Below are 25,385 nucleotides of genomic sequence, written 5' to 3'. Positions count from 1 at the left end.
GCTACAGTATGGAGATCGGCGTACACACGTCGCCGCTGGCGAACGAATCGCTCGAAAACGCGCTCTCGTACCTCGCCGACGTCGGCGTCGACGCGATCGAACCCGGCGTCGGGGGGTACCCCGGCCAGGATCACCTCGACCGCGAGGCGTACCTCGACGACGAGGACGCCCGGGCCGAGTTACGCGATCTCCTGACGGAGTACGGGATGGAGATCAGCGCGCTCGCGACTCACAACAACCCGCTGCACCCGGACGAGGAGCGGGCCACCCACGACGACGCAGAGCTCCGCGAGGCGATCCGGCTGGCGGGCCAACTCGAGGTGGACGCGGTCACCTGCTTCTCCGGCCTCCCCGGGGGCGGGCCGAACGACGAGTACCCGAACTGGATCACCGCGCCCTGGCCGCCCGAACACGCCGAAGCCCTCGAGTACCAGTGGGACCGCGCGCTCGAGTACTGGTCCGAACTCGCCGAATTCGCCGACGAACACGACGTCGACGTCGCCATCGAGATGCACCCGAACATGCTCGTCTACGAGCCTCACGGGTTGCTCCGACTGCGCGCGGAGACGAACGAGCGCATCGGCGTCAACTTCGACCCCTCCCACCTCTACTGGCAGGGGATCTCGGTCACGGACGCGATCCGCCTTCTGGGCGAACGGGACGCCATCCACCACGTCCACGCCAAGGACACCCGCATCTACGACGAACGAGCCCGGGAGAAGGGCGTCCTCGACACGACGCCGTACGACGACGAACCGAACCGCTCCTGGCTGTTCCGGTCCGTCGGCTACGGTCACGACGAGTCCCACTGGAAGGACGTCGTCTCGACGCTGCGAATGGTCGGCTACGACGGGACGCTCTCCATCGAGCACGAGGACTCGCTGACCAGTTCCCGCGAGGGGCTCGAGAAGGCGATCGAACTCCTCGAGCGGGCGATATTCAGGGACGAACCGGGGCCGGCGTACTGGGCCGAGTGACGGAATCGGAGTGGGCCGATTCGACGGGGGCCGGGCCGACGAAGCGACGACCGAACGGAGTCGATCGCCCTCGAGGAGTTCCGTACGCCTCGGGGGTGAGCCGGGTTCCGGGGACGGAAGACGAAGCGGTCCCCGTCGACCGACCGCGGTGGCGGTCCGCTCGACGGCCCCGGGTCACTCCGCGAGCAGCAACTCCTCGTACGACTCGGGATCCTCCCCCGGCGAGAGCGTCGCGGCCTCGAGTCGGGCAACGTCCTTCACCGTGCGCGGTCCGTCGACGTCGGCCGTGACGAACCGCGTTTCGTGGTCGGCGACGTCCGGGAGGGGGTCGCCGTCGCGCGCGAACGCGAGCAGCCCCCGGAGCGCCGTCTCCACGTCGACGCAGACGCGATAGCCGTCGGTCGACTCGACGAGCACGTGCGTCGTCCGGTCGGGGATGGGCGCCCGTTCGAGGACGTCGTCGATCGCCGCACCGCACCAGACGTGGCTCGTTCGACTCCCGGAGAGGCACGCGACCTCGATCCGCCGCTCGCGACGCGGCAGCGCCTCGAGCGTCGACGGCGACAGTTCGACGGACTCGGTTCCGGCGATCGATAACGGCCGCTCGAGTTCGAGCGGGACGTCGGCGAGTCGTTCGGGTTCGGCGGTCGAATCGGTCATTGCGGAATCCTCGTTCGGTGTCGGCGGAGGATCAGTCGGCCGGGGACGTAACCGCGTTCCTCGTTCCCGCGCCGTAGGAACGAGTTCGACGGGCCGTTGGCGACCCTCGTCGCCGCGGTACGACGTACCGTAAGGCCCGTTCACAGTTATTAATGAACGTTTATTATAATCGGGGCCGGACTGAGGAGTACGACGGCGATCACTCGCGACGGACCACGGACCGTTCGTCGACGCGGTCGCCCACTCGCACGCACGATGAGCATCCGACACGCAGACGCCGACGCCGAACTCGAATCGCACGCCGCGCGGAGCCGACGGACGACGACGACCGAATCGTCGCGTTCGAGCCCCGTAACCGGTCGTGCGCCGAGGACGTTCGCCCACCGAGACGCAGAGCGCCTCCGAAATCTGATCGACGAGTGCAACGCGGCCTTCCTCGCCCCCGGGCGCGTCGGCGAGTAGGACGGTCCTCGCTCGAGGGGACACGACACCATTTTCGCCGTTCGTGGGTGGTTAGTCATCGATCGTCGGACATCGATCGTCGGTCATCGAACATCGGTCGCCGATCACCGATCCTCGATCCTCGGTCGCCGATCACCGATCCTCGATCCTCGATCCCCGATCGCCGATCGAAACCCAAAACCTGCGATTGTCGCCTCGGCGCCGGTCGTTTCAGACCGATCGGTACGGGCCGAGCCGCGTTCCGTCGAGCAGGTAGGCCTCTCCGCGGGCGAGGCCGTCGGGGAGGAACGGCGCGAGGAAGGACTGTCCCGGGACGTTCACCCACGTCCCGCCGACGAGTTCGTTGAACGCCGGAACAACGACGAGCGTCGGCGTCTCGCCGCCGGCGAGCCACGGGAGGCCGTCGTACTCCCCACCCTCCCGGTCGCGGAACGGGGCGGGATCGAGGTCGCCCCGGAGCCACGCCCGCTCGAGGCGCCTCCCGCCGACCTCGTCCTCGAGGCGCACGCAGGGGTGTTCGTGACCGACGCAGACGACCTCGGCCTCGAGCACCTCGCTGGCGGGCCAGGTGTGGCCGTGACAGAAGCCGACGTCGCCGAGGCGGACGCCGTCGCCGGGGACGACCTCGAGCCGACCGGGCTCAGGGAGGTCGACGTCGACGTTGGGCGATTCGGGTCCGCCCGACGGTGGCTCCGATCCGTCGCCCCCCTCGGGCTCGAGCCAGGTTTCGATCGCCCCGTCGTGGTTCCCCTTCACCAGCGTCACCGAGAGGTGACGCGGGAGCGACTCGAACAGCACCTCGAGTTCGCCCCGCTCGGCCCCGCCGGGGTCCCCGATGGAGTGCATCAGGTCGCCGCAGACGACGAGGCGGTCGGGGTCGGTTCGCTCGACCAGCGCGAGGAGGCGCTCCCGGCGCTCGGGGGCGCGGCTGGGGACGTCAACGCCTCGCTCGTAGCGCAGGCCGGACTCGTAGCCCGCGTGGTAGTCGGCGATCACCAGCGCCCGCTCGCCGCCGATCGCCGCGAGCGCCGCCGGTTCGTTCGGGACGGGCTCGAGCGCCGGCCCGGACCGCCCCCCTCCGTCGGTCACGGTCCTCAGATCGCCTTGAGGGACTCGTCGTCGGGTTCGTAACACCGGCCGCTCATCAGCGCGTCCTGGATGGTCTCCTCGACCTCCTCGGCGGAGGCGCCGGTGTCCCCCGCGACCGTCTCGATCAGCGTCCCCCGGTCGGCGCCGTCGCCGTCGTCGAGGTCGTTCATCGTCTCGATGACGTAGTCCTCGAGGTCGACGTCGGCGGCCGGTTCGTCGGCTTCGACGTCGGCCTCCGGCTCCTCGTCGATTTCGGATTCGGGTTCGGGTTCGAGCTCCGTCTCGGACTCGGATTCCGGTTCGGCCTCCGCTCCCTCGTCGAGCCCGGGTTCGGAGTCGGATTCCCCGTCGGGTTCGCCTTCCGACTCCGGCACGTCGATGTCCGCGTCGCCCGGCTCGTCGACCTCGGCGCCGGTCGTGAACTCCGCGCCGAACTCCTCCTCGAGTTCCTCGCGCTCCTCGTCGTCCATCTGGTACATGCCGTCGAAGTCGCCGCCGTCGAAGTCGCCGAGTTCGTCGCCCTCGTCGTCCGTCGATTCCACGTCGCCGACGGTCGGCTCGGCGTCGACGTCCGGTTCGGCCGCGTCGGCCTCCGGGTTCGCCTCGAGGGTGACGCCCGAGTCGGGCTCCTCGTCGACGGCGTCGACGTCCGGGCTGTCCGCTTCGGCGGAATCCTCGTCGGTCGCCGCCGACGGTGAAGCGCTCGCGTCCGCGGCCCCCGTCGATTCGGTCGCCACGTGTTCGTCCGTTGCGGCAACCGACTCCTCGTCCGTTGCGGGCACCGACTCCTCGTCCGTTGCGGGCACCGACTCCTCGTCCGTTGCGGCCACCGGTTCCCCGTCCGTTGCGGCTACCGACTCCCCGTCCGCTACGGCCGCCGACGAAGCCACCTGCTCGGTTTCCGTCGCTCCGGCGGGTGCCTCGAGTTCCGGGACCTGTCCCAGGTCCGCGAGGGCGGCGAAGGATGGGCTCTCGGCCCGTTCGTCGCCCGGGCGGAGGCCGAACTCGTCGACCTGGTCGCGCTCGCCGGCGACGACCTCGACCGCCTCGAGCGAGAGGTCGCGGAGGCCGTCGAGGTAGGCCGGCGTCGTCCCGTAGTGGGCCTGGGCGAGGGGGATCCCCTCCGCGAGGCCCGCATCGACGCCGGCCTCGAGCAGCGCCTCGGTCAGGTCTTCGTCGTAGGCGTCGAGGTCGGCCGCGGCGGCGTACGTCGCGATTCGCTCGAGGGTTTGCTCGGCGGTCGAGACGACCCACCGATCGCGGGTGTCGCCGTCGACGGTCGCGATGCTCTCGGGCCTGATCGAGGTGTAGACGAGGTCCGAGTCATCCGGCTGGAACGTCCGGGCCTTGCCGGTGACCGCGACGAACGCCGGCGGCTCGAGGCGCTCGAGCGCGGCGAGTTCGTCCGGCTGGTACTGGCCGGCGTAGACGACGAACGCGCCCGTGGGGTCGACCACGCGGGCCCGCAGCATCTCGTCGTTCACCCGCGTGACCTCGGTCAGCGTTCCGACGGCGAACAGTCGGTTGACGCGCGCGCCCGTGGGCGTGATCACGTAATTCGGGGCGCGCTCCTCGTCGCTCTCGGTGTGGGAGAGCGAGGCGTCGTCGTACTCCGCGGCGAACAGGCGGTAGGCCACCTCGCGCCCGGGTCGGTCGGCGCTCACGCGACCACCCCCTCGAGGAAGGCGGCTGCGCGGTCGGCCGGATCGTCGTCGCTCTCCTCGAAGGTTTCGGCGTCGAGGTTGGCCCCGTACTCGTCGACGGAGAGGTGGCCGCGGACGCGGTACTCTTTGCCGACGATCTTCTCGCGGATCGTGTCGGCGACGGCCTCCTGATCCATCGCCTCGCGGGCCTCTTCGCGGGCGTCCTCGAGGCCGCCGCCGTAGACCTCGGCGGTGAGTTCGTCGTCGAGGACGACCGTCACGGTCCCGGTGCCGTCGTCGAGGATGGCCTTCACGCGGAGGTCGTCCTCGCCGTCGACGGAGCCGTGGGTGCGACACTGCCCCTTCTGGATGACCCGGCGGCACTCCGGACAGCGCTGGATGAGCCCCGAGCCGTCGCGCACCGAGAGGAGGTTGCCGACGAGTTCGACGTCGTAGACGCCGCCCGTCGCGACCGCCTCGCCGATGCACATCGTCTCCGCGTCCGTGCCGACGTCGATCTCGCGGTCGAGCGGGGTGACCGTCGAGAACTCCGAGACGTTCACCTCGGGGACGCCGCGGAACTCGCGGACGTAGGCGTTCTCGATCCGCACCGAGGCGCCCTCCTCGATCGCCGGATCGGGGTCCCAGTTCGTGAACGGAAGTCGTCCGCTCTCGTCGCCGAGGACGCCGCTCAGGATCTCCGTCTCGCCGTCGCGGCCGTCGATCGTCCGGCGCTCGCACTCGAGGACGGTCACTTCGACGTTCACCGCCCGGTCGCCCGTTTCGAGGTCGGTGAGGGTGGCGTCGCCGCCGATCTCGTAGGGTACCTCGAGCGATCCGTCCTCGAAGGAGACGGAGGTGCTCTCGCCGAGGTTGAGCTCGGGCTCGCCGTCCCACTCGCGGACGCCCGCGTTGCCGGCGGTGATCGCGTCACCCGGAGAGAGGCCGAAGTCCTCCCACGCCGTGTAGTCGATGACGCCGGTTTCGTCGGCGAGTTTCCCCTCGACGATGACGTGGTCCGATCCCTGGTAGCGGATCGACCGCTCGCCGGCCGTGAGGACGACGGCGGTGACGGTCACGTTGCTATCCTCGGTCGTGATCTCCCCGATTTCCCTGCTCTGTGGCGTCCCGCCGCCGCTCGAGCCGTCGCCGTACTTCCGGCGGAGGCTCTGTTTGGCCTCGTCGATCGGGACGCTGTACTCCACGAGATTCTGCAGGTCGGATTTGACCTCCTCTTTGTCGACACCGAGGTCGGAGGCGAGATCCTCGGCATGGTTGTCGAGATCCATCGGTTGCAGTTGGTGTCGGGAAGGTAAAAAGGGTTCCCGCGTCGGTCGAACCCGTGATCCGAGGGGCGGTCAGTCCCGGATAAGGGCCGACCTACCGGTCGTCGCGCTCCCCGAAACGTGGGCTTTCGAGGTGTGCTCATCGATTCGCCTCCGTTTCCGACCCCGACTTCAGTCGTCGGCGGGGCTCGGGTACGAGAAAGACGGCGAATCGCTTATGGAGGCATTCGATCTATGTCCACGTATCGATGAAGGCTATCGTTCTCGCGGCGGGCGAAGGCACGCGAATTCGTCCGCTGTCAGCGTCGACTCCGAAGCCGATGCTTCCGGTCGCCGACCGCCCGCTCGTCGCCCACACGGTCGACGCGGCGGTCGACGCCGGGGCCGACGAAATCGTCCTCGTCGTCGGATACGAGGCGGACACCGTCCGCGACTACTTCGGATCGCACTACCGCGACGTCCCCGTTTCCTACGCCCTCCAGGAGGAACAGGCCGGCACGGCCCACGCGGTCAACGCCGCGCAGGACCACCTCGAGGGGCCGTTCGTGGTCCTGAACGGCGACAACCTCTACGATCCCGACTCGATCGCCGACCTGTTCGCGGCGGCGCCGGCGATCTGCGCGGTCGAGGTGGACGCCCCGAGCAACTACGGCGTGTTGAGCACGACCGACGGCGTCGTCACCGACATCGTCGAGAAGCCGCCGGATCCGCCGACGAACCTGGCCAACGCCGGGGCGTACGCGTTTCCCGCCGAGGCCGCCGAGTGGCTCGACGTCCCGCCGAGCGAGCGCGGGGAACACGAGATCACCGACGTCGTCGCGAACGTCATCGAGGAGTACAGCGTCACCCCCGTCACCCTCGACCGCTGGATGGACGTCGGCCGCCCGTGGGAACTGCTCGAGGCCAACGAGTGGAAACTCGGCGACCTCGAGCGCCGGATCGACGGCGCCGTCCACGAGACCGCCCACCTCGAGGGCGACGTCGTGGTCGAGGAAGGAGCGACCGTCCGTCCGGGCGTCGTGATCGAGGGGCCGGTGCTGATCCGGTCGGGCGCCTCGGTCGGTCCCAACGCGTACGTGCGCGGCGCGACGTTGATCGACGAGGGGGCTACGGTCGGCCACTCGGTCGAGGTGAAAAACAGCGTCCTCTCCCCGGGGGCGACCGTCAGCCACCTCTCGTACGTCGGCGACAGCATCCTCGGTCGCGAGGTCAACTTCGGCGCCGGAACGAACGTGGCCAACCTCCGCCACGACGACGCCGACGTGAGGTTCACCGTGAAGGGCGAGCGCGTCTCGACGGGCCGCCGGAAATTCGGCGTCGTCGTCGGCGACGGCGCGAAGACGGGGATCAACTCGAGCCTCTCCCCCGGGTTGAAGCTCGGTTCGGGCGCGACGACGTTGCCGGGCGAGACGGTGTCTCGGGATCGGTAGGCCGATTTCCGGCTCGAGGACCGGTTCACCGCTGTCCGATTTTCTGAGACGAAAGTGGATCACGACCAGCGAGGCGGGTTCCGCCCGCGACGACTGCACGGCTTCTCGAGGAGGCGGTAACGGCGACCGAGTACCGTGCGTCGGTCCGGCGGCGACGAACCTCGTTCGGCCGCGACCGGCGTGGTGTACCGTCGAACCGATTCGCTCTTCGAGCGTCGACGTCGTCGCCGTTTCACTCAGGCCTCGAGATGCTCGAGCGTCGCGTACCGCGCCGCCCGCCAGCCCACGGCGAGCGCGACGATCGTTCCGACGACGACCGCGAGTACGAAGCCGGCGACGTAGACCTCGAGCGGCGTTCGGAGGAGGTGCTCGAAGCCGACGGTGGACGCCGCGAGGCGGTTCAGCCCGGCCGTGAGAAACGGCGTCGCGCCCAGGGCGACGAGGCCGCCCAGGAGGCCGATGACGAGTCCCTGGACGCCGATCGTTCCCGCGAGGAGCCACCGCGGGAGGCCGATGGCGCGCAGAGCGGCGAGTTCGTCGCGCTGCTGGTAGGCCACGAGCGCGAGCAGGTTGACCGTGAGGACGAGTCCCCCGACGACGGCGAGGCCCACTAGCGTTAGCCCGCTCGCGACGACGAGCGGCCGTTCGCCCAGCAGCGAGTCGACCTGTTCGTCGCTCGTCCGAACGTCGTACTCGGGGTACTCCTCTGAGAGGTCGTCGCTGACGGCCTCCGGGTCCTCGCCGTCCTCGACGGAGACCGTGATGAACGACGCGCGGTCCGTCCCAGACGTGCCCGAGAGGGCGCGGAGGTCGGTTAACGGGACCGTCGCCGCCTGCGAGCCCGTGTACTGGGAGTGGTGCGAGGACGTGCCGACGACGGTGAACTCGGTCTCCGGCGCCGTCTGCCGGCTGGTGCCGACGACGACCGTGTCCCCCACGGAGACGCCGAGTTCCTCCGCCGTCGCCGGATCGAGGACGATCTCCTTCGTCGTCGGTTCGCTGGGCGACTCGGCGGCCGCCTCCTCGTCCGTCTCGAAGCCCGTCCCTTCCTCGTAGTCGTACCCGTCGTGGGTCCGGTGGACGCCGACCCCGGGGACGCGCTCCATCTCGGACGGATCCGTCGATTCCGTGCCCACGTAGACGTCGTGCATCGAGAGCGGGTACGCCGCGCTCACGTCGTCGCGCTCCGCGATGTCCGCGGAGACCCCGTGGGCGTCGGCGATCGGGTTCTCGGGCCCGCTCGAGGCGGGGTCGATCGGGTCGCTCGAGATCCAGATGTCCTGTCCGGCATCGGCCATCCCCCGTTCGCCCGTCTCGATGACGCCGACGCCGAGGCTCGCGAGCAGCGTCACCGAGAGGACGGCCAGCGCGACCGCGAGGACGGTGAGGGCCGTCCGTCCGGGGGAGCGCCGAAGCTGTGCGACCGCGAGGCCGACGACGGCCCGCGCCCGGGCGGCGATCCCGGACCCGGACGCGCCGGTCCGCCCCCCGCCGAGCGCGGCGGTCGCGTCGTCGGCTCGGCTCATCGACCCACCTCCTCGAGGGCGGACGTTCGGGCGGCGATCGCGAGCGGGTAGGGGGTGGCTACCAGCCCGGACGCGAGCGCCACGGCGAACGCGTAGGGGACGAACAGGGGATGGAAGGCGGCGACGACTCCCGGCGCGAAGGACGCCTCCGCGACGGCGTTGACGGCGGCGATGCCGGCCGCGCCGAGGAGGACGCCCAGCCCCGCCCCGCAGAGCGTGGTGAGAACCGTCGAGACCGCCACGACGGCGAGCCGACCCCGCGCCGGGTAGCCGACGGCCTCGAGCGTCGCGAGCGCCCGTCGATCGTCGGCGACGGCCATCCCCAGCGTGGTCGCGACGAACGCCGCGCAGATCGTCACGCCGACGACCGTCGCCAGCGCGGCCGTCGCGAAGGCCAGTCCGTCGTCGAACAGCGCCGACGGATCCCGCGCGTCGTTCGACTCGACGGCGGCGTCGGGGTACTCCTCCGCGGCCGCGTCGGAGGCAGCCTCCGACTCGCCCCACACGAGCACCCGATCGGCGAGTTCGCTCTCCGACGCGCCGGAGAGGGTCTGCAACTCGCTCAGGTGGACGAGCGCGACGGGCGCGTCGGTCGACCGATCGCCGCCGGCCTCCTCGACCGCCGTCACCGAGACCGATGGCGCGGACTCGCCGTCGACTTCGCCGGCGGATCCGGCCACCTCGAGGTCGTCGTCGGTCGAAACGTCGAGGTCCTCGGCGGCCGCCTCCGAGAGAACGATCTCGTTCGTCGGCTGGCCGTCGTACGACCCGTCGGCGTAGTGGGGATCCCCGGAGGCGAGACCGTCGGTCGTGAGTCCGGCGACGGTTCGCGGGTCGTCGTCGGGGACGACGCCGACGAGGAGGACGGTGCGCTCCTCGCCGTCTTCGCCCTCGAGTTTCGTCGGTTCGACCAGCGCGGGCGAGGCGTGGTCGACCCCGTCCGCTTCTCGGATCTCGCCGGCCCGCTCGTTGGTCTCCCCGAGCCGAGTGCCCTCGATGCCGTCGACGGCCGACACGCCCTCGCTCGATTCGGGGGTGACGCCGACGTCGGCGTCGGTTTGCGTCTCGACCCCGCCGTCGGCCAGCGCCACCGCGACCCCGGTGACGACGAGCAGGAGGGCGATGGTCAGCGACACCGCGGCGATCGTCGCCGCGAGTCGACTCGAGCGCGTCCGCGTCGCGCGCGTCCACAGCCGCGACGCGGAGAGGCCGACGACGCCCCGCCAGCGGGCCCACCGCGATCCGTCGTCCGGCGACCCTCCCCGATACCTGGGCGGCCCCCCGGCGCGTTCGTCACCCGCCATCCTCGACCACCGCCCCGTCGCGGAGCGTGATCACGCGGTCGGCGACGGCTAGCGTCCCCTCGTCGTGGGAGGCGAGCACCACCGCTCGGTCGCGCCCGAGGTCGGTCAGGAGGTCGATGACCGCCATTCCCGTCTCCGTGTCCAGTTCGCCCGTGGGTTCGTCGGCGACGATCACGTCCGGATCGGTCGAAAGCGCCCGGGCGATGGCGACGCGTTGGCACTCGCCGCCGCTGAGTTCTCCCGGCAGGTGCTCGAGGCGGTCGCCGAGGCCGACCCGCTCGAGGAGGTCTTCCGCGCGCTCCCGGCGCGCCGACTTCCCCATCCCCCGCTGGACGAGGGGGAGGGCCACGTTCGCCCGGGCCGACAGCGACGGGAGCAGGTGGAACCGCTGGAAGACGATTCCGACGTGTCGACGGCGCATCCTGGTTCGCTCGCGTCCCGAGAGTTCCGCGAGGTCGGTCGACCGCAGCAGCACCCGCCCCTCGGTCGGGACCAGCAAGCCGGCGATCGCGTGGAGGACCGTCGACTTTCCGCTCCCGCTCGGCCCCTCGAGGCCGACGATCTCGCCGTGGTTCACCTCGAAGGAGACGTCCCGGAGCGCGGTCACCGTCCCGCCGTCGCCCGAGCGAAGCCGACCGCCGTCGGAGTCGTACTCGTGGCCCACGCCCTCGAGGCGCACGGCCGGGATCGAGTCCGATTCGGCGGTTTTCGACGTCGCCGACGACTCCCTCGGCGTTCTCCCCGCCGTTCTGGACAGCGCGGCAAGCGGCGTTCGAAGGACGCGATTGTAGATCGTCACGGAGTCACTCGCTCAGTCGGCCCGTCGGCCCATTGTTTCGGGCCGGTTTCCGCGAGCAAGGTGCCGATTTCCGTTCACTGAATCGATACGATTTGTTGCGCTATACGTGCTAATCGGTTCGCGTATGGTGATATTCACACATCGGTACTGTTCGGTTTGGGTGACGTTTTCGACGACCGAACCGTCTCTCGAGCGTGACTCGCGCATCTTTCCCGCGCCGGCCGAAGCGAAACGACGCGTCGGCCGAACCGAGTCGAGGCTGAAACGTGCCCGTACTCGATACTGTATTCGATCGTGATGCGTTCGGCCGGTCGGTTCGCGCCAGGACCGCTCGGACGTCGCGTCCGCGGGGAGGGATCGCCGGGATGGTCGACGTCACACGGTCGGTTTATTTGCCCCGAAGCCACAGAGGGAGGTGTGAGCGATCGACAGCCGAAGCCGGAGGCGAGTTCGGGATCGGCCTCCGGATCGCCGTCCGAGCAGGATCGATGCCTCTTGTGCGGAACGCCTCGTACCGCGTCCGCGATCGAAACGGACGACGGCGAGACGTTCTGCTCGTCGGGCTGTCGCGACGTCTACGCCGAGTTGGGCGGGCCCGACGGAGACGCACGCGTCGATCCCGACGGAGACGCAGACGCGGACGCGGACGCCGATACGGCCTCCGGCGACGGCGCGGACCGCGAGCGGACGTTCCTCCGGATCGACGGGATGCACTCCTCGGCCTGCGAAGCCTACCTCGAGTCGGTCGCGACGGGGGTCGAGGGGGTCGACGACGCCGAGGCGAGTTACGTCACGGAGACGGTCGAGGTGGTCCACGACCCCGACCGCATCGCGCCCGCGGACCTCGAGGACGCGCTGACGACGACCGGCTACACGGCCTACCTCCGCGAGCGGGCGGCCAAATCGGGGGCGGCCGAGACGTCCGGCGCGGAAATGGGGACGACCCACCGCGCCCGCGAGATGACCGGCGTCAGGAAGCGCCGGACGGACGACATGCTCGAGGCCCGGTACATCGTCGGCGTCGTCTTCGGGACGTTCGTTTTTCTCCCGTACATCGTGCTCCTCTACCCCGTCTTCCTCGATTCGCTGGTCGACTCGGCCATCCTCGCGGTCTACACGAGGGAGCTCGTGACCGAGGACGTCTCGATGCTGATGCACGTCTTCTTCGGGCTGACCGGGATCGTCCTCTGGATGTCCGGGATGCCGCTGCTTCGGAGCGCCTACGTGAGCGCGAAGCTGCGTCGGCCCACGGCGGGACTGCTGGCGGCGCTGACGGTGGTCTCCGCCTACGTCTACAGCCTGATCGCGGGCTCGATCGGGCGCGTCGACGTCTACTACGACCTGACCATCGTCGTCGCGACGCTCGTCTCGGGGGCGATCTACTACGAGGCGGCGGTCAAGCGCGACGCCCTCGAGCGGCTGACGGAGCTGACGATCTCGCAGGTCGGCGAGGCGCGCCTCCGCGCCGACGACGGCTCGACGAAGCCGGTCCCCGTCGAGGAAGTGCGGTCCGGCGACCGACTACTCGTCCGCGAGGGCGAGCGCGTCCCGGTCGACGGCGTCGTCGCCGAGGGCGAGTGCCTGGTCGACGAGGCGGTCGTCACCGGCGAGTCCGTCCCGCGACCGAAGGAACCTGGCGACCCGGTCGTCGGGGGTTCGGTCGTCACGAGCGACGCGGCGATCGTCGAGGTCGGCGACGATCCGACGAGCAGCATCGAGCGGCTGACCCGGGAGGTGTGGACCCGGCAGAGCGGTGAACACGGCGTCCAGCGGCGGTCCGACGAACTGGCCGCCCGATCGTTCCCGTACGTCGCCGGCGCCGCGGGCCTCGCCGGCCTCGCCGCGCTCGTGCTCGGACGCTCCCCCTCTGGCGTCGTCCTGGCTATCCTGCTCGCCCTCATCGTCGCCAGCCCCTGGGCGCTCGCCTTCGCGACCCGCCTGTCGGTCGCCTCGAGCGTCCGGGACGCGACCGAGCGCGGGCTGATCGTCTTCGACGAGACCATCTTCGAGCGCCTCCGGGGGATCGACGTCGTCGTCTTCGACAAGACCGGCACCCTCACCACCGGCGAGATGACCGTCCTCGACGCCGACGCCCCGCGCGACCTGCTGGCGGCGGCGAGCGCGCTCGAGGCGCGAGCGTCCCACCCGGCCGCGGCGGCGATCGCTTCTGCGTTCTCGAGCGCCGGAGGTGACGAGGACGCCGACCGAGTGCCGGGAGCCGACGCGGACCTCGAGGTCGCGACCCAGGCCGAGGCCGAGCGCGGATCCGGGGTCGCGGCCCGGGCGGACTCGACCCCGACCGTCGCGGACTTCGAGAGCCACCCCCTCGGCGTCGAGGGCACCGTCGACGGCGAGTCAGTCCTCGTCGGCCACCCGGATCGCTTCCGCGATCGAGGCTGGGACGTCCCCGAGGCCGTCGAGGCCCGCGTCGTCGAGGCTCGAGCGGCGAGCCACCTCCCGGTCGTCGTCGGCCGCGAGGGGCGAGCGGAGGGCGTCGTCGTCCTCGGCGACGAGCCGCGAACCGACTGGGAGGAGACCGTGACCTCGCTCGCCGACCGCGGGCTCGAGGTCGTGATCCTCACCGGCGACGACGAGTCGGCCGCGGCGTTCCTCGAGACGCACCCGGGCGTCGCACGCGTCTTCGCGGGCGTCTCGCCGGACGGGAAGGTGGCGGCTGTCCGTCGCCTGGGCGAGGACGCCCGCGTGGCGATGGTCGGCGACGGGACGAACGACGCGCCCGCGCTCGCGGAGGCCGACCTCGGCATCTCCCTCGGCACCGGCACCGCGCTGGCCTCCGACGCGGCCGACCTCGCGCTCGTCGAGAGCGACCTGACCGCCGTCGAGCGCGCGTTCGAGACGGCGAGCGCGGCCCGCGAGCGCGTCGAGCGAAACCTCCGCTTCGGCTTCGCCTACAACGCGCTCGCCGTTCCCCTGGCGCTCGTCGGCGTCTGGAACCCGCTGGTCGCCCTGGGTGCCGTGACCGTCGCCGCCGGCCTCGTCTCGTGGAACTCCTCGTCCGGGTCGCTCTCGGAGTGAGTGCTCGGAGAGGGGGACCGTCCCGCGAACCGCTCGCCGCCCGCCGCGGTTCGGTCGGAGGCCGCGGACGTGTCCGACCACCGTCGTGTCGGAACGCGCGGGACTGATTCGCGAACGAACGTGTACGTACGCGCCTCACACCGGCCAAGGATTAAACGACCGCTCGTGATACGAGCGCGTATGGACGCGATCGAACGGCCGACGTTTGCGACCGACGCCAAGCGTCGCATCTACGAGTACGTCGAGCGTCACGGGACGGTGAAACGGAACGTGCTGTTCACCGTCGTCTCGCTCCCGGCTTCCGAGTTCGAGACCCAACTCGAGGAACTCAAAACGGACGGCTACCTCGAGGAGGCGGGCGGGACGCTCCGCCTCACGTTCGAGTTCGGCGCGGTCGAGACGTTCGAAACCGACGAGTTCGAGTACGCGATCCGACCGGCGCGGCAGTCGGACTTCGAGGGCCTCGTCGAGACGATCAGGGACGTCAGCGCGGAAGAGACCTACGTCGTCGCGGAGGTGATCGCCGAGCAACTGCTCTACGAGGACGCCGTCACCCGGCACAACACGGTTCGTTCGCGGGTGTTCTTCGTCGCGACGATCGACGGCGACGTGGTCGGCTGGACCCACCTCGACCTCCCGCAACTGGACCACGTCCGCGAGACCGCCCGCCAGACCGTCGGCGTCAAGGAGGCCTACCGCGGACACGGCATCGGCAACAAACTCCTCCACCGGGGGATCGAGTGGGCCGAGGCGAACGGGTACCGGAAGGTGTACAACAGCGTCCCCATCGTCAACGACCGCGCCCTCGAGTTCCTCACCAACCACGGCTGGAACACCGAAGCGATCCGCCGGGAGCACTACACGATCGACGGCGAGTACGTCGACGAGGTGACCATGGCGTACGAGCTCTGAGTGGGACGGGACGGGGTCTCGAACGCCTACCAGGATTCCCCCTACGCGCCGGGAACGACGATTTCGCGCGGCGTTCGTACGCTGGACCACGATTCCGTGCGGCGCTCGAGCGCGAACGACACCCGAAACGACGTTCGGTCGACGTTTTCGACTCGTCCGCACGACGTGCCCGGGGACGAGTAACTATATGGGCGAACGGCCCGCGTTTCGAGACATGCAGGGTAACCGAGTCCTCGTCACCGGCGGGGCAGGGTTCATCGGCTCGAATCTCGCGAACGCGCTGCGGACGGACAACGAGGTGATCGTCGTCGACGACGGCTACCTCGGCACGCCCGAGAATCTCGCCGACGACGTCGAGTTTCACGAGCGGAGCGTCCTCGCCGAGGACCTGCCGACCGACGTGGACGTCGTCTTCCACCTGGCGGCGCTGTCGTCGTACGCGATGCACGAGGAGGATCCGACCCTCGGTGCGCGCGTGAACGTCGAGGGGTTCGTCAACGTCGTCGACCAGGCCCGCCAGGACGGCTGCGACACCGTCGTCTACGCCTCCACGTCGTCGATCTACGGCAGCCGGACCGAGCCGTCCCCCGAGGACATGGCCGTGACGGTCAACACGGGCTACGAGGCGTCGAAACTGGCCCGGGAGCGCTACGCCGAGTACTTCTCGAACCACTACGGGCTGACGACCGCGGGCATGCGTTTCTTCTCGGTCTACCAGGGCTACGGCGGCGCCGAGGAGCACAAGGGCGAGTACGCGAACGTCATCGCCCAGTTCGCCGACGACATCGCCAGCGGGGAGTCGCCGGTCCTCTACGGCGACGGCACCCAGACGCGCGACTTCACTCACGTCGACGACGTCGTCCGCGCGCTCGAGCTCGCCGCCGACCACGAACTCGACGGCGTCTACAACGTCGGCACCGGGGAGGCCCACTCGTTCAACGAGCTGGTCGAGCGGCTGACCGAGATCCTCGGCCGAGACGTCGAACCCGAGTACGTCGAGAACCCCATCCCGGAGTCGGTGTACGTCCACGACACCTGCGCGGACCCGTCGAAGCTTCGTGATGCCACGGGCTGGGAGCCCGAGACCTCGTTCGAGGAGGGGCTGCGGGAGGTCTGTGCAGCCTACGAGTCGGCGTAGGTGGGGGAACCGACGCCGTCGACCGCCCGTCATCGATTCGGCAACCGGCTGTAACGGTGAACCGAACCTCGCTTCCTTCGACGGTCCGTTTTCCAAACTGCGCCCCGAATTCGACATCGACCGAAACCCCTAGATCTACGTTACTTATTGGATTTAAATCACTATCGCGCTCTCCGAGCGCTTCGACCACGAATGACAGTTCACACCGACACCAGGGACCGATGACGACACATACCGTCACGATCGAAACCGGATGGGGGGCGCGCGTCCGCGTCCAGACGACGTCCGATACCAGGACCCACCACGTCTCGCTCTTTCGAACGAACGACGCGGGGGAACTCGAGTTGGTCGGCGCGGGAACGTTCGCCGAGGGTGGCGACCACGCGGCGACGGTTCGGGCGATCGTCTGCCTCGAGGAGGAGGGGTACGAGATCGCGTCCGACGTGAAACTCGAGTAACACGGCGCAGAGTCACGTTCCCTATCTCCGCACACGCGACGCCTTCATGCCGGCGGCCCGCACAGTACCGAGTACGAATGCACGTCATCGTCAACGCCGCCGTGAGCGCGGACGGGAAGCTCTCCTCGAGACGGCGGGAGCAGATCGCGATCAGCGGGGAGGCGGACTTCGAGCGGGTCGACCGCCTCCGGGCCGAGAGCGACGCGGTCGTCGTCGGCGTGGGCACCGTCCTCGCGGACGACCCGCACCTGACCGTGAAGGACCCGAAGTTGCGCGAGCGCCGACTCGAGGCGGGCGAGCCCGAACACCCCGCCCGCGTGGTCGTCGATTCGCGCTGCCGAACGCCGGCGGACGCCGCGGTGTTCGACGACGAGGCCGAGACGTACCTCTGCTGCGCAGCGGTCGCACCCGTCGGCCGGCGGATGGACCTGGCCGACCGCGCGACGCTGATCACCGCCGGCGAGGACCGCGTCGACCTCCTTCGGGCGTTCGCGACGCTGCAGGCGGAGGGGCTCGAGCGGATCATGGTCGAGGGCGGGGGCGAACTCATCTTCTCGCTGTTCGAGGACGGGCTGGTCGACGAACTCTCACTCTTCGTCGGGCCGACGATCATCGGCGGGCGGGACGCGCCGACGCTCGCCGACGGCGAGGGATTCGTCGACGTCGACTCGTTCCCGACGCTCACGCTCGAGTCGGCGGAGCGACTGGGCGACGGCGTCCTGTTGACCTGGCGGGTCGCAGGTGCCTGAGCGGTCGGCGTCACTCGCCGCCCCCGTCACACCTTTCCACGCTCGGTACCTACGTCGGGTATGAACGAACCACGCGAGCGAGCGACGTTCGGCGGCGGCTGCTTCTGGTGCGTCGAGGCGGCGTTCGAGCAACTCGAGGGCGTCGAGTCGGTCACCTCGGGCTACGCCGGCGGCCACGTCGAAGATCCCACGTACGAGGCGGTCTGTTCCGGTTCGACCGGCCACGCGGAGGTCGTCCAGCTCGAGTACGATCCCGAGGACGTGCGCTACGAGGATCTGCTGGAGGTGTTCTTCACCATCCACGACCCGACCCAACTGAACCGCCAGGGGCCCGACGTGGGCTCCCAGTACCGCTCGGCGATCTACGCCCACGACGACGAGCAACTCGAGACGGCCGAGGCGTTCGTCGAGGCGCTCGAGGACGAGGAGCTCTACGAGGAGCCGATCGTGACCGAGATCGAATCCCTCGACGAGTTCTACGAGGCCGAGGAGTACCACCAACAGTATTTCGACAAAAACCCTACCGACGCGTACTGCCGAATGCACGCCGCGCCCAAGGTCGAGAAAGTCCGCGAGAAGTTCGCGGACGAGGTCCCCGCGGAACGGTAACCCGGCGCGGCGAGTTCGTTTCTCACCTCTCGAGGGTTTCCTCGGTGTCGGCATCGTGCTCGAGGAGGCGATCGGCTGCCAGTTGCCACGCCGGCTCGGCGAACTCGGGATCAGTGTCTTCGAAGTCGACCGCGAATCTGGTGAGCGCTGCAGCGATTAGGAGGTCGTCGTCACGAGAATACACAGCGCGTCTGTGGGACAAGTTGGGAGTTGATTTGCGAGGAATAGTGACTACAGTACGGAGAGTTCCGTCAACTGATTGAAGTCAGTGTGCCGAGTAATCCGTGGAACGAAACTCGGTCCATCGGGGGCACAGGGCGCGAATGCAGCACGGGTTTGTGAGCGATCGACGAACGTGATGATCGCTCAGTACGGGGTATATTCGTAGCGGCACCCCAATAGTGTCACTTAGCTAGGTGGTGGATTACTCACCCAGATTTCAACGCCATTACCAATGTCTCGCAGGAACACGTACGAATTACTGACAGCAAACGACACGGTCGCCACAGCGTCCGAATTGAACTGGAACAACCGGTTGAGTGCTGACGGGTCGATGAGGTCGTAGAGCCGGAAGCCAGCTACCAGCAAGTCAAGATCTTCGTACTCGGCGACCGCGACTAACACCGCCTCGCTCAGCGTTCGGTTCTCGTCGGGCAAGTACAGGTGATGGCGCTCATCTCGATACGCTCCCGGTTTGATCATACTAGTGGAACTCGCCCACTCCGCTCGTGGTGATTCTTCTCGTAGCACTCGCAAGGGTGTCATTCGCATGCTCACATACTGTACACCGATACAGTAGTGCCACGAGGACTTCTCGAAGAGGTGACCAATAGCCTTCGGTGAGTGCTAGTTCAAGTTAGTCAATCATCCGTCAGTTCTTGGACTTTCTCGTATGCCTCTTCCAGTCGTTCGGTTTCGTGATATCGTATCGTTTGGCTGCGTACGTCGTAGTCAATGACACCAGCATCCGCCATCTTCGGAAGTTGATGGTGCTGAAGATCGACCTGTATATCGTCGTGGTTCGGCTGTACCCCCCGTTTTCTCCCGATTTTCGTTATGGTGTACTTGGTGGCCTCTTCGAATGACCCGCTGTTGTCCGGTTTGCCCCACAGATATTCCAACAGAGCGCGGCGGCGCTCACTTGCCAGAATGTCGAGGATAGCATCAAGAGATAATGGAATGTCTCGAAGTGGCTGATCGTCGTCCGGATCGTTTTCATCGGATGGCATCCCCGACTCTTGCTCAACTAATAGGCCCGTGACAAAATAGTTGTATGGCTGGCAGTTTCGAAGCGTTCAATTCGTTTGTCTAGTGAACGGCTGGGTATTGGTTACAAAGCGAATCAAACGAATCATCGCGCTGAACTCATGCTCTGTCTTTCGCACTCCGTTCCTGACACTGGTTGAGGAGCTCTTTCACCGGCTGCTGAATATAGGGCGCTTCTTCAGCGTGATCGTTGTGTGATCAGAGCGCGGATAGAACCCCTCTATAATTCTCGTACGACGGAATCCGTATTGGAGCCTGTCTCTATTGTCAACGTATTTGTCGGTATACACAATACGATGGAATGAATGGACAGGAGAGAACTCAGCGTTCAGGGAACGTCAGTGAACGGATTACCAGAAGCCCTCTATGAGGAGTTACTACAGGAGCGAAAGGGAAGCGTGGAACGGTACGACGGTGACGGGTTCGATGTGATCGTCGTCGAACGATACTACGCTCGAAACAACTCAGATCAGCAGGCGACGATAATCTTTGACGTTCTGACAGATGTGACAACCAAAGTTACGATTCTTTCCGGTGGTGGTGGGACCGGCCCGTTCCTGTTCAATCTGGGATCACATCGGTCACAAACAAAAAAGTTGGCGAATCAGATCATTGAACTCTGCGAATCAGATGAGTTGCAACTTGACGTGACGCTTTGACCTGATTGACATCGTATTATTGCTATAGGCATTGACTCCAACCGACGCCGATCGGTTCGTACGATAAGTGAGCGAATCGTTCACGGTAGAGAAGAAACAGATGGAGGGGACGTACTGAACTCATCCTCTGAGTCGGTCACGCTATTCCTGACAGGAATAACGTAGTTCGAATGATCCGTGCTGAACCCACAGCGCGAGTGAGGCACGGATTGAGGAGCAGTCAACGCGGAAGATCGAACGCTCAGTTTCATATTTCTCCATCTTCATTCCACCAACACGGTATTTCGGGACTGGATTGGTCCTCCTCCGGTGATTTTCCACCGAAGTAGTTATCGAATTCGGCGTCTCCATCGGAGACCACTACACGCAGGTACCGCCTTTCATACTTCCCAACGTGTGTATCTAACCACGTGTCCTTCGAAGGGGTATCAGGGTCGTCTTCATAGGCAAGTAGGATTTTGTATCGGCCCCACTGTTTGGAAACTGGAAACGTGGCAATCCGTTTATCGTCAGCACGAACGTCTTCTTTCTCCTCGTCAGCTATTGGATACGGATCAATCGTGACGTCTTCCTCGTGAACGAGAATTTCTTCATCAACGTTCCTCACTAGGATCGACTCAGTCCATTCCTCCTCGCTTGCGTTGCGAATCTCAAGATCAATGGTGGAGTCGTACCGTATGGTCGTTTGCGTGAATGAGAGCGTCGTTTTAGTAAATGGGAGTAGCCGCTCGTCAACGTGGGCTTCCCAGTAGAGATCATTTCGTCTTAGTGCTTCGACGTTACTACTAGCGACCTGTTCGTATAGCAATTCACCGTCGGTTCGATATTCACCTTCCTCGAAGGCTGTCTCCACTTCGGTTTTGACATCGTCAGGTAGATGCTCAAACAGCAGGATTTCCTCGTCGCACTGTTCATAGTCGTCCTGATCAGTGGAGTCATCACCAAAAGTCTCCGACTGGAGATTCTCTGTGCATCCGGCGATGCCAACCGTCGCCCCAACGGTGGCCAACAGCGTCCGTCGATTCATATCTCAACTTTATAATATTTCTATAAGTGTTTTCGGGAACCTTGCCGGTGATTATGCGATGGTGAGAAACACTCGCTTCTGATAGAGTATCCGCGGTGAAGCCCCCGAATGGTGATAAGTTTCAATAGACGTGCTGAATAGAGGGCGCGAATGTGGCACGGAGTGAGGAGGATCAACGTGGACGGTCGAACGCTTGATACAGCGGTTAGAACTACCACTCATCGTTAGCGGCGGGTTCTTGGTAGTGCATCTCAAACTTTAGTGTATGTCCCTGCCTGCAACCGAGACGTGGTCTGTATCGGCAACAACACGGTGGCTACAAGGATTGTGGGAGTATTACCGGGGTTATACTCAAACCGCAGTTCATGCAGTTTCAGCTGCGGCGCTCACCGCACTTGGACTGCTGATCTTCGTCGATCGATTCTTTGTGGTACTGGCGATTGCCGCGTACATTTGTCCGCCTGTCATCCTCTATAGTATCGATTCTGACGTTGGGAGGCCTGTAGACTCATCGACAGCGCCACCTGTGCAGGCAAGTTCTGGAACAAACTTGGACACCGATTCCGATAGTGATTCGGACGGCGACGACGGGGACACCGATTCCGATAGTGATGATGGGGACACTGATACGGATGGCTCTGACACTGACACGGACGCTGACGGTGTCGATGCCGACGCTGATGCTGATTGATGACCTTCTGTGCTCTCCTCTTTCCCACTGTAACCAAATTCAATTAGTATCCGAACGTTCGGGATTCCCGTGTCTTCAGGCGAGGGAAGATGAAAGGGAAACGTGGTCGCGGTGGAACGTCGCGCTCCGCTTGTCGTAAACCGCGCTGTCTGCCGAGAAGTGCGGTTGCGACGTGTTCTCGCCACGTTCGAGACGTGAGACTCCGCTTTTGACGGCTTCGACCGCCCTACGAATCCCTTTCTGGACGAGATTCGCGGTCAGGTCGGTTTCGTCGCGGAGTCGGTCGTAGAGGGCGCGTTCGGCTTTGGCTTTCGAGGTGACGTGGTAGCCGTCGTCGCCGTGCCAGCACCACTCAGCTGCGGTGTTGGCGCAGTGTTTGAATTGCTCGACGGTCTCTCGAAGGGAGGCGTCGGCTCCTTCGGGAGTGTCGAGTTTGATGACGGCGGTACGACGGTATTCCACCGTATTTTCACATATACGGCCGGTGACACTTATACGCTTGTGAGTCGGCCTGCCATCGTAATGTGGTTTGTGTCATCTGGTGTCGGCTTCCTCCCCGACCTCAAGGGTCGGGGCATCCGCCTCGTACCGCCTGTGAACTGCCGAGGATTTGTCAGTAAAGCAGTCTGAGATACAGGGGATTAGTGCAGCACGACGACTTCGTCTGTTTCACGTCGAAAGCAGTTAGCCAGCCGCTCACTACACAGCGCGTATCGGTCGCCGACCTTCCGTCAAGTAGCGGGATGACAAATCGCTCAATACCGGTAGAGCAGGTAACAGAGCGTACATCAACCTCTCTGTTACTTGCTAATAACTGGGACTGAATACAGGGGCAGAATTCAGTAGACTTGCCTTTTCGGGTAGGGTGTTCACACACTCCCGTCCGCTGCTAAAATAAATAGTCGCTGAGCAGGCAGGGTTAGTTCCCAGCCTGCTGTTCTTGGAGGAAGGCTCCGATCTGGTGGACTTCATCCTCGAAGGTGTCTTGATCGTAGCGCTGGGTGTGGATCATGGCGCTCCAGCGGGTGGTGAGGCTCGCCAGGACGCCGACCTCCGCGAGTTCCTCCTCTGTCGCCCCGTGGAGTTCAGCGGCTGCCCGGTGGAACATCACGCAGTACGGACATTTCTGCGTGGCTGCGACGGCCAACTGCATCATCTCCCGGTACTTCGGCGGAATGTCGCTCTCGTCCAGCGTGTACTGCTTGAAGACCGGCCACTCGTTCACGAGTGTGTCCTCGGGGACCGCCTGCATAAAGCCGGGGACGAACCCGATGGTGTCTTCAATGTCTGTCACCGTATCCTGATAGCTTGTTGCGTTGGTTACTGCCATAGGTTTCCTCTCTATTGATACTCTGAGAATGTCGTGCTGGGTCTCGCTACCGCAGTGAACCAGGGGCGAACTCGGAGAGTCACTATAGACGAGGGCACGTAGGACGATAAACCTGTGCTATTTTTAATTACATTTATGCCTCCAAATCCGGGAAACGTTCGTTATCTTATCGATTATGGCTACACAGATTGATGAAGTCGTGTCTTGTGTCTTGCACAGATCTCCGAACATCATCTGAAACAGATATGAGTCACAGCGGTCAGTTCGCGCGTTCATTCTAACAGCTGTTTCGTCGCTTATGAGCCGAACTGAGCGAAAGCCGTCTACTGCATATATCCTCTGAGTCGCTCAAACGAATTTTGACAGGGGTTGAATAGTTCGAACTCCCCTGCTAAACTCACAGCACGTATGCAACAACAAAATTTGTCGAGGGCGTGTGTTGATTGAACCGACCGGTGAGAGGAGGATGTGTACTACAGGAGAAAGGTGGTTCAGGCGAGCGAGTTGACGGTACAATCTCTGGAGACAGCACAAAGGGTTGCCTGATGATGGGTCGCTCGTAATCAGTCACGGTACCTGCATCCATTAGCCAGTACCGCTGTGGGACAGATTGATTCAATCACCACATTCGCCACCACTCAATTGCACTCTTCAGAACGTATCCTGTTCTGTGAGCCCGACGAGCCACTTGTTGATGTCGCCAAGCCCGGTAGCAGGACCGGAGTCCCGGTCTAGGAGTGTAGCGATGAGCACGGAGGTGTTCGTGACTGGCGACAATGGAAGGCTTGAATCGGCGAGAAATCCATACCGACCTGCGAGAGTGGACGTTAGTACCGACGACCCAGCTATCAGGAGATCGGCCTCGCTGTTGTCTGAAACCACTGTCTCGAGGATTGCTCCGACGGACTCACATTCCTTCGGCGGGGAGGGGACGAGGTCCGTTATCGCAACAATCTTGACTCCTTCCTTTAGCGTTTTCCCCACTATCGCCGCAGCCGTTGTGGAGTCGCCTTGCTGAGCAACGTACGTTTCGTAGTCCCAGACGGGATTGTCGAAGCGCCAATTGTAGAACGTCCCGTCGCGGTGAGCGTGTATACGATTTGGGACATAAGACCGATACAGGGAAGCCAGGAGTTCGACAGGCATCTGATCAATTCGTTTGACGCTGGTCGTCGCCGGCGAGACGAGTGTCCTCATGGAGTCCAGAGCGGAAAGTGCTGTCGGCGCCACTGTTAACAGCCCGTCCGAGAGACCAGAGGAAGACTGAATGAGGGCCGATGGACGCTGGACCCTATAATAGGTTGGTACACGCCCTACTGTCGTCCAGCCGAACTCATCGTATCCAGAAAGGGCTCGCCGATTCGGAAAGGAAAACAAAAACGCTGCATCATGGCGTCGATAGCGATCGGTGGCGACAGCAACCATCTCGGTGAACAGCCCGTTTCGGCGGTAGTTGGGGTGGACCATGAGGTCCGTGGTCTGAAGCCCGAGTACCGTCTCACCTTGGATAGTCATTGGAAGCGCCATAAGTGGTCGGGCGCCGACGATGTCCCCATCGTGTTCGGCCACGATAATCGGCACATGGTCGATGTATGGGTTATTTTCGAACTTCCAAGCGAACCACTCCGGGCCATGCCCGTCACCAAAGACAGTTTCATGGAGGGCGAGGACGTCTGGTCGATCCTCTGGCCGATACGACCGGATGACACAGGAGTCACTCATTGGATTTCGAGTTGAAGCTACGAGCGTCCGACCGTCCTGATGTACGGACATGGTTTGCGACCTCACCCATCGTCTCAACGGTAAGTAATTCTTGATTGTACTGTCGATATATGTATTCGAGGACAGCTTCGAGCCAGCGGATTGTATCTGGGCGGTTTAACTCCACGTCTGACAAGGTGTGACTGGTGATCTCGTGCTCGACTTCCGATGCTCGGACCGGCCCGACAAGACTACGACCGAACCAAATCGGACTCCGGCGGGCTGATTCTCCCAAATCCTGGACGAGCCATCCCTCGGGAGCCTGATGGTCAGCGTGGATGCCATCACTCGGTTTCGGTAGGATGTGTCCGACCACCGCCCCAGTCGCTGGGGCGCGATATTCTTCTAAGCGGTGGAGGAGTTGTTTCCCTCCACGTCGCGCCAGCGCAACCGGGCTGGGTGGGACATCTGTCAGACCGTGGCATCCCGACGCCAGTTCGGTATCTATTGAGATAGCTGCCGCGCCCATACCCCCAATGCTCCCTCTCCGGTGCAAAGTTATCTTATTGATAATTAGTCGGTACGCCTTAGCTACTGTACCTTATCTATCAGTTAAACCAACGGAATAATCCC

Annotated in this window: 24 protein-coding genes and 1 pseudogene; 11 read left to right on the top strand and 14 right to left on the bottom strand. The window is 65.1% G+C overall.

What is annotated here, in order from left to right:
- Positions 1 to 8: 8 nt before the first annotated feature.
- Positions 9 to 977 (top strand): sugar phosphate isomerase/epimerase family protein, encoded by a 969-nt coding sequence (locus tag RJT68_RS12165; RefSeq protein ID WP_407036828.1) that lies wholly within the window; start codon positions 9 to 11, stop codon positions 975 to 977.
- Positions 978 to 1,151: 174 nt separating this feature from the next.
- Here RJT68_RS12165 and RJT68_RS12160 read toward each other — a convergent pair whose 3' ends face one another.
- Positions 1,152 to 1,637 carry a molybdopterin-dependent oxidoreductase gene (locus RJT68_RS12160; RefSeq protein ID WP_407036827.1) on the bottom strand — a complete coding sequence of 162 codons (486 nt, stop codon included), beginning with the start codon at positions 1,635 to 1,637 and terminating at the stop codon, positions 1,152 to 1,154.
- A gap of 255 nt (positions 1,638 to 1,892) precedes the next feature.
- Here RJT68_RS12160 and RJT68_RS12155 point away from each other — a divergent pair, with 255 nt between their 5' ends.
- Positions 1,893 to 2,099 carry a hypothetical protein gene (locus tag RJT68_RS12155; RefSeq protein WP_407036826.1) on the top strand — a complete coding sequence of 69 codons (207 nt, stop codon included), beginning with the start codon at positions 1,893 to 1,895 and terminating at the stop codon, positions 2,097 to 2,099.
- 210 nt (positions 2,100 to 2,309) lie between these two features.
- Here the strand turns inward: RJT68_RS12155 and RJT68_RS12150 are convergent, their stop codons facing one another.
- From RJT68_RS12150 to RJT68_RS12140, 3 genes are read right to left on the bottom strand one after another with little or no spacing between them, the layout of a single operon-like run.
- On the bottom strand, positions 2,310 to 3,188 hold the full coding sequence (locus RJT68_RS12150) for a metallophosphoesterase (protein ID WP_407036825.1): 879 nt from the start codon (positions 3,186 to 3,188) through the stop codon (positions 2,310 to 2,312).
- A gap of 5 nt (positions 3,189 to 3,193) precedes the next feature.
- Positions 3,194 to 4,852, bottom strand: a complete 1,659-nt coding sequence (locus RJT68_RS12145) for an RPA family protein (RefSeq protein ID WP_407036824.1) — start codon at positions 4,850 to 4,852, stop codon at positions 3,194 to 3,196.
- Complete coding sequence (locus RJT68_RS12140; protein WP_407036823.1) at positions 4,849 to 6,120, bottom strand: Single-stranded DNA binding protein; 1,272 nt, start codon at positions 6,118 to 6,120, stop codon at positions 4,849 to 4,851. The genes RJT68_RS12145 and RJT68_RS12140 overlap by 4 nt, the downstream gene beginning before the upstream one ends.
- Positions 6,121 to 6,365: 245 nt before the next feature.
- On the opposite strand from RJT68_RS12140, the gene glmU reads away from it, so the two are divergent.
- Positions 6,366 to 7,547 carry a bifunctional sugar-1-phosphate nucleotidylyltransferase/acetyltransferase gene (glmU, locus tag RJT68_RS12135; RefSeq protein ID WP_407036822.1) on the top strand — a complete coding sequence of 394 codons (1,182 nt, stop codon included), beginning with the start codon at positions 6,366 to 6,368 and terminating at the stop codon, positions 7,545 to 7,547.
- Positions 7,548 to 7,783: 236 nt separating this feature from the next.
- Here the strand turns inward: glmU and RJT68_RS12130 are convergent, their stop codons facing one another.
- Genes RJT68_RS12130 through RJT68_RS12120 form a run of 3 tightly spaced genes read right to left on the bottom strand, consistent with a single transcriptional unit; the run spans position 7,784 to position 11,134 of the window.
- The gene (locus tag RJT68_RS12130; protein WP_407036821.1) at positions 7,784 to 9,073 is read right to left on the bottom strand and encodes an ABC transporter permease; all 1,290 of its coding nucleotides are present in this window, start codon (positions 9,071 to 9,073) and stop codon (positions 7,784 to 7,786) included.
- Positions 9,070 to 10,377, bottom strand: coding sequence for an ABC transporter permease (locus RJT68_RS12125; protein ID WP_407036820.1), 1,308 nt, complete (start codon positions 10,375 to 10,377; stop codon positions 9,070 to 9,072). Before RJT68_RS12125 ends, RJT68_RS12130 begins: the two co-directional genes overlap by 4 nt.
- Positions 10,367 to 11,134: an ABC transporter ATP-binding protein gene (locus RJT68_RS12120; protein WP_407040365.1), complete on the bottom strand. Its 768-nt coding sequence runs from the start codon at positions 11,132 to 11,134 to the stop codon at positions 10,367 to 10,369. The genes RJT68_RS12125 and RJT68_RS12120 overlap by 11 nt, the downstream gene beginning before the upstream one ends.
- A gap of 459 nt (positions 11,135 to 11,593) precedes the next feature.
- Between RJT68_RS12120 and RJT68_RS12115 the strand changes: the two genes are divergently transcribed.
- The 6 genes from RJT68_RS12115 (at position 11,594) to msrA (ending at position 18,078) form a co-directional block, all read left to right on the top strand.
- Positions 11,594 to 14,212 carry a heavy metal translocating P-type ATPase gene (locus tag RJT68_RS12115; RefSeq protein ID WP_407036819.1) on the top strand — a complete coding sequence of 873 codons (2,619 nt, stop codon included), beginning with the start codon at positions 11,594 to 11,596 and terminating at the stop codon, positions 14,210 to 14,212.
- Positions 14,213 to 14,392: 180 nt separating this feature from the next.
- The gene (locus tag RJT68_RS12110; protein ID WP_407036818.1) at positions 14,393 to 15,124 is read left to right on the top strand and encodes a GNAT family N-acetyltransferase; all 732 of its coding nucleotides are present in this window, start codon (positions 14,393 to 14,395) and stop codon (positions 15,122 to 15,124) included.
- A 214-nt stretch (positions 15,125 to 15,338) separates the two neighbouring features.
- Entirely contained in the window at positions 15,339 to 16,262 is a 924-nt protein-coding gene (locus tag RJT68_RS12105; protein WP_407036817.1) for an NAD-dependent epimerase/dehydratase family protein, read from the top strand.
- A gap of 221 nt (positions 16,263 to 16,483) precedes the next feature.
- Positions 16,484 to 16,720, top strand: a complete 237-nt coding sequence (locus tag RJT68_RS12100; RefSeq protein WP_407036816.1) for a hypothetical protein — start codon at positions 16,484 to 16,486, stop codon at positions 16,718 to 16,720.
- Between the two features lie 77 nt (positions 16,721 to 16,797).
- On the top strand, positions 16,798 to 17,469 hold the full coding sequence (locus RJT68_RS12095) for a 2,5-diamino-6-(ribosylamino)-4(3H)-pyrimidinone 5'-phosphate reductase (protein WP_407036815.1): 672 nt from the start codon (positions 16,798 to 16,800) through the stop codon (positions 17,467 to 17,469).
- A gap of 60 nt (positions 17,470 to 17,529) precedes the next feature.
- Positions 17,530 to 18,078, top strand: a complete 549-nt coding sequence (gene msrA / locus RJT68_RS12090; RefSeq protein ID WP_407036814.1) for a peptide-methionine (S)-S-oxide reductase MsrA — start codon at positions 17,530 to 17,532, stop codon at positions 18,076 to 18,078.
- A gap of 22 nt (positions 18,079 to 18,100) precedes the next feature.
- Here msrA and RJT68_RS12085 read toward each other — a convergent pair whose 3' ends face one another.
- The 3 genes from RJT68_RS12085 to RJT68_RS12075 all read right to left on the bottom strand — a co-directional run bounded on the left by RJT68_RS12085 (position 18,101) and on the right by RJT68_RS12075 (position 19,307).
- A complete protein-coding gene (locus RJT68_RS12085; protein WP_407036813.1) occupies positions 18,101 to 18,262 on the bottom strand; it encodes a hypothetical protein in 162 nt (53 codons plus the stop codon).
- A 224-nt stretch (positions 18,263 to 18,486) separates the two neighbouring features.
- Complete coding sequence (locus RJT68_RS12080) at positions 18,487 to 18,780, bottom strand: HalOD1 output domain-containing protein (protein WP_407036812.1); 294 nt, start codon at positions 18,778 to 18,780, stop codon at positions 18,487 to 18,489.
- 158 nt (positions 18,781 to 18,938) lie between these two features.
- Positions 18,939 to 19,307, bottom strand: coding sequence for a DUF7344 domain-containing protein (locus tag RJT68_RS12075; protein ID WP_407036811.1), 369 nt, complete (start codon positions 19,305 to 19,307; stop codon positions 18,939 to 18,941).
- Between the two features lie 342 nt (positions 19,308 to 19,649).
- Between RJT68_RS12075 and RJT68_RS12070 the strand changes: the two genes are divergently transcribed.
- Entirely contained in the window at positions 19,650 to 20,003 is a 354-nt protein-coding gene (locus RJT68_RS12070; protein ID WP_407036810.1) for a hypothetical protein, read from the top strand.
- Positions 20,004 to 20,250: 247 nt separating this feature from the next.
- Here RJT68_RS12070 and RJT68_RS12065 read toward each other — a convergent pair whose 3' ends face one another.
- Positions 20,251 to 21,030 carry a hypothetical protein gene (locus RJT68_RS12065; protein WP_407036809.1) on the bottom strand — a complete coding sequence of 260 codons (780 nt, stop codon included), beginning with the start codon at positions 21,028 to 21,030 and terminating at the stop codon, positions 20,251 to 20,253.
- A gap of 265 nt (positions 21,031 to 21,295) precedes the next feature.
- Between RJT68_RS12065 and RJT68_RS12060 the strand changes: the two genes are divergently transcribed.
- Positions 21,296 to 21,721 (top strand): hypothetical protein, encoded by a 426-nt coding sequence (locus RJT68_RS12060; RefSeq protein ID WP_407036808.1) that lies wholly within the window; start codon positions 21,296 to 21,298, stop codon positions 21,719 to 21,721.
- A gap of 87 nt (positions 21,722 to 21,808) precedes the next feature.
- Here RJT68_RS12060 and RJT68_RS12055 read toward each other — a convergent pair.
- The 3 genes and pseudogenes from RJT68_RS12055 to RJT68_RS12045 all read right to left on the bottom strand — a co-directional run.
- Positions 21,809 to 22,183: pseudogene (locus RJT68_RS12055) on the bottom strand (RNA-guided endonuclease TnpB family protein); the annotation flags it as partial.
- A 457-nt stretch (positions 22,184 to 22,640) separates the two neighbouring features.
- A complete protein-coding gene (locus RJT68_RS12050) occupies positions 22,641 to 23,051 on the bottom strand; it encodes a carboxymuconolactone decarboxylase family protein (RefSeq protein ID WP_407036807.1) in 411 nt (136 codons plus the stop codon).
- A gap of 651 nt (positions 23,052 to 23,702) precedes the next feature.
- On the bottom strand, positions 23,703 to 24,824 hold the full coding sequence (locus RJT68_RS12045; RefSeq protein WP_407036806.1) for a GNAT family N-acetyltransferase: 1,122 nt from the start codon (positions 24,822 to 24,824) through the stop codon (positions 23,703 to 23,705).
- Positions 24,825 to 25,385: the final 561 nt, after the last annotated feature.

The organism is Halovalidus salilacus, from assembly GCF_031852275.1.
Classification (GTDB): domain Archaea; phylum Halobacteriota; class Halobacteria; order Halobacteriales; family Natrialbaceae; genus Halovalidus; species Halovalidus salilacus.
The sequence above is the reverse complement of the archived record's forward strand: the minus strand, read 5'-3'. Positions and strand labels throughout refer to the sequence as shown.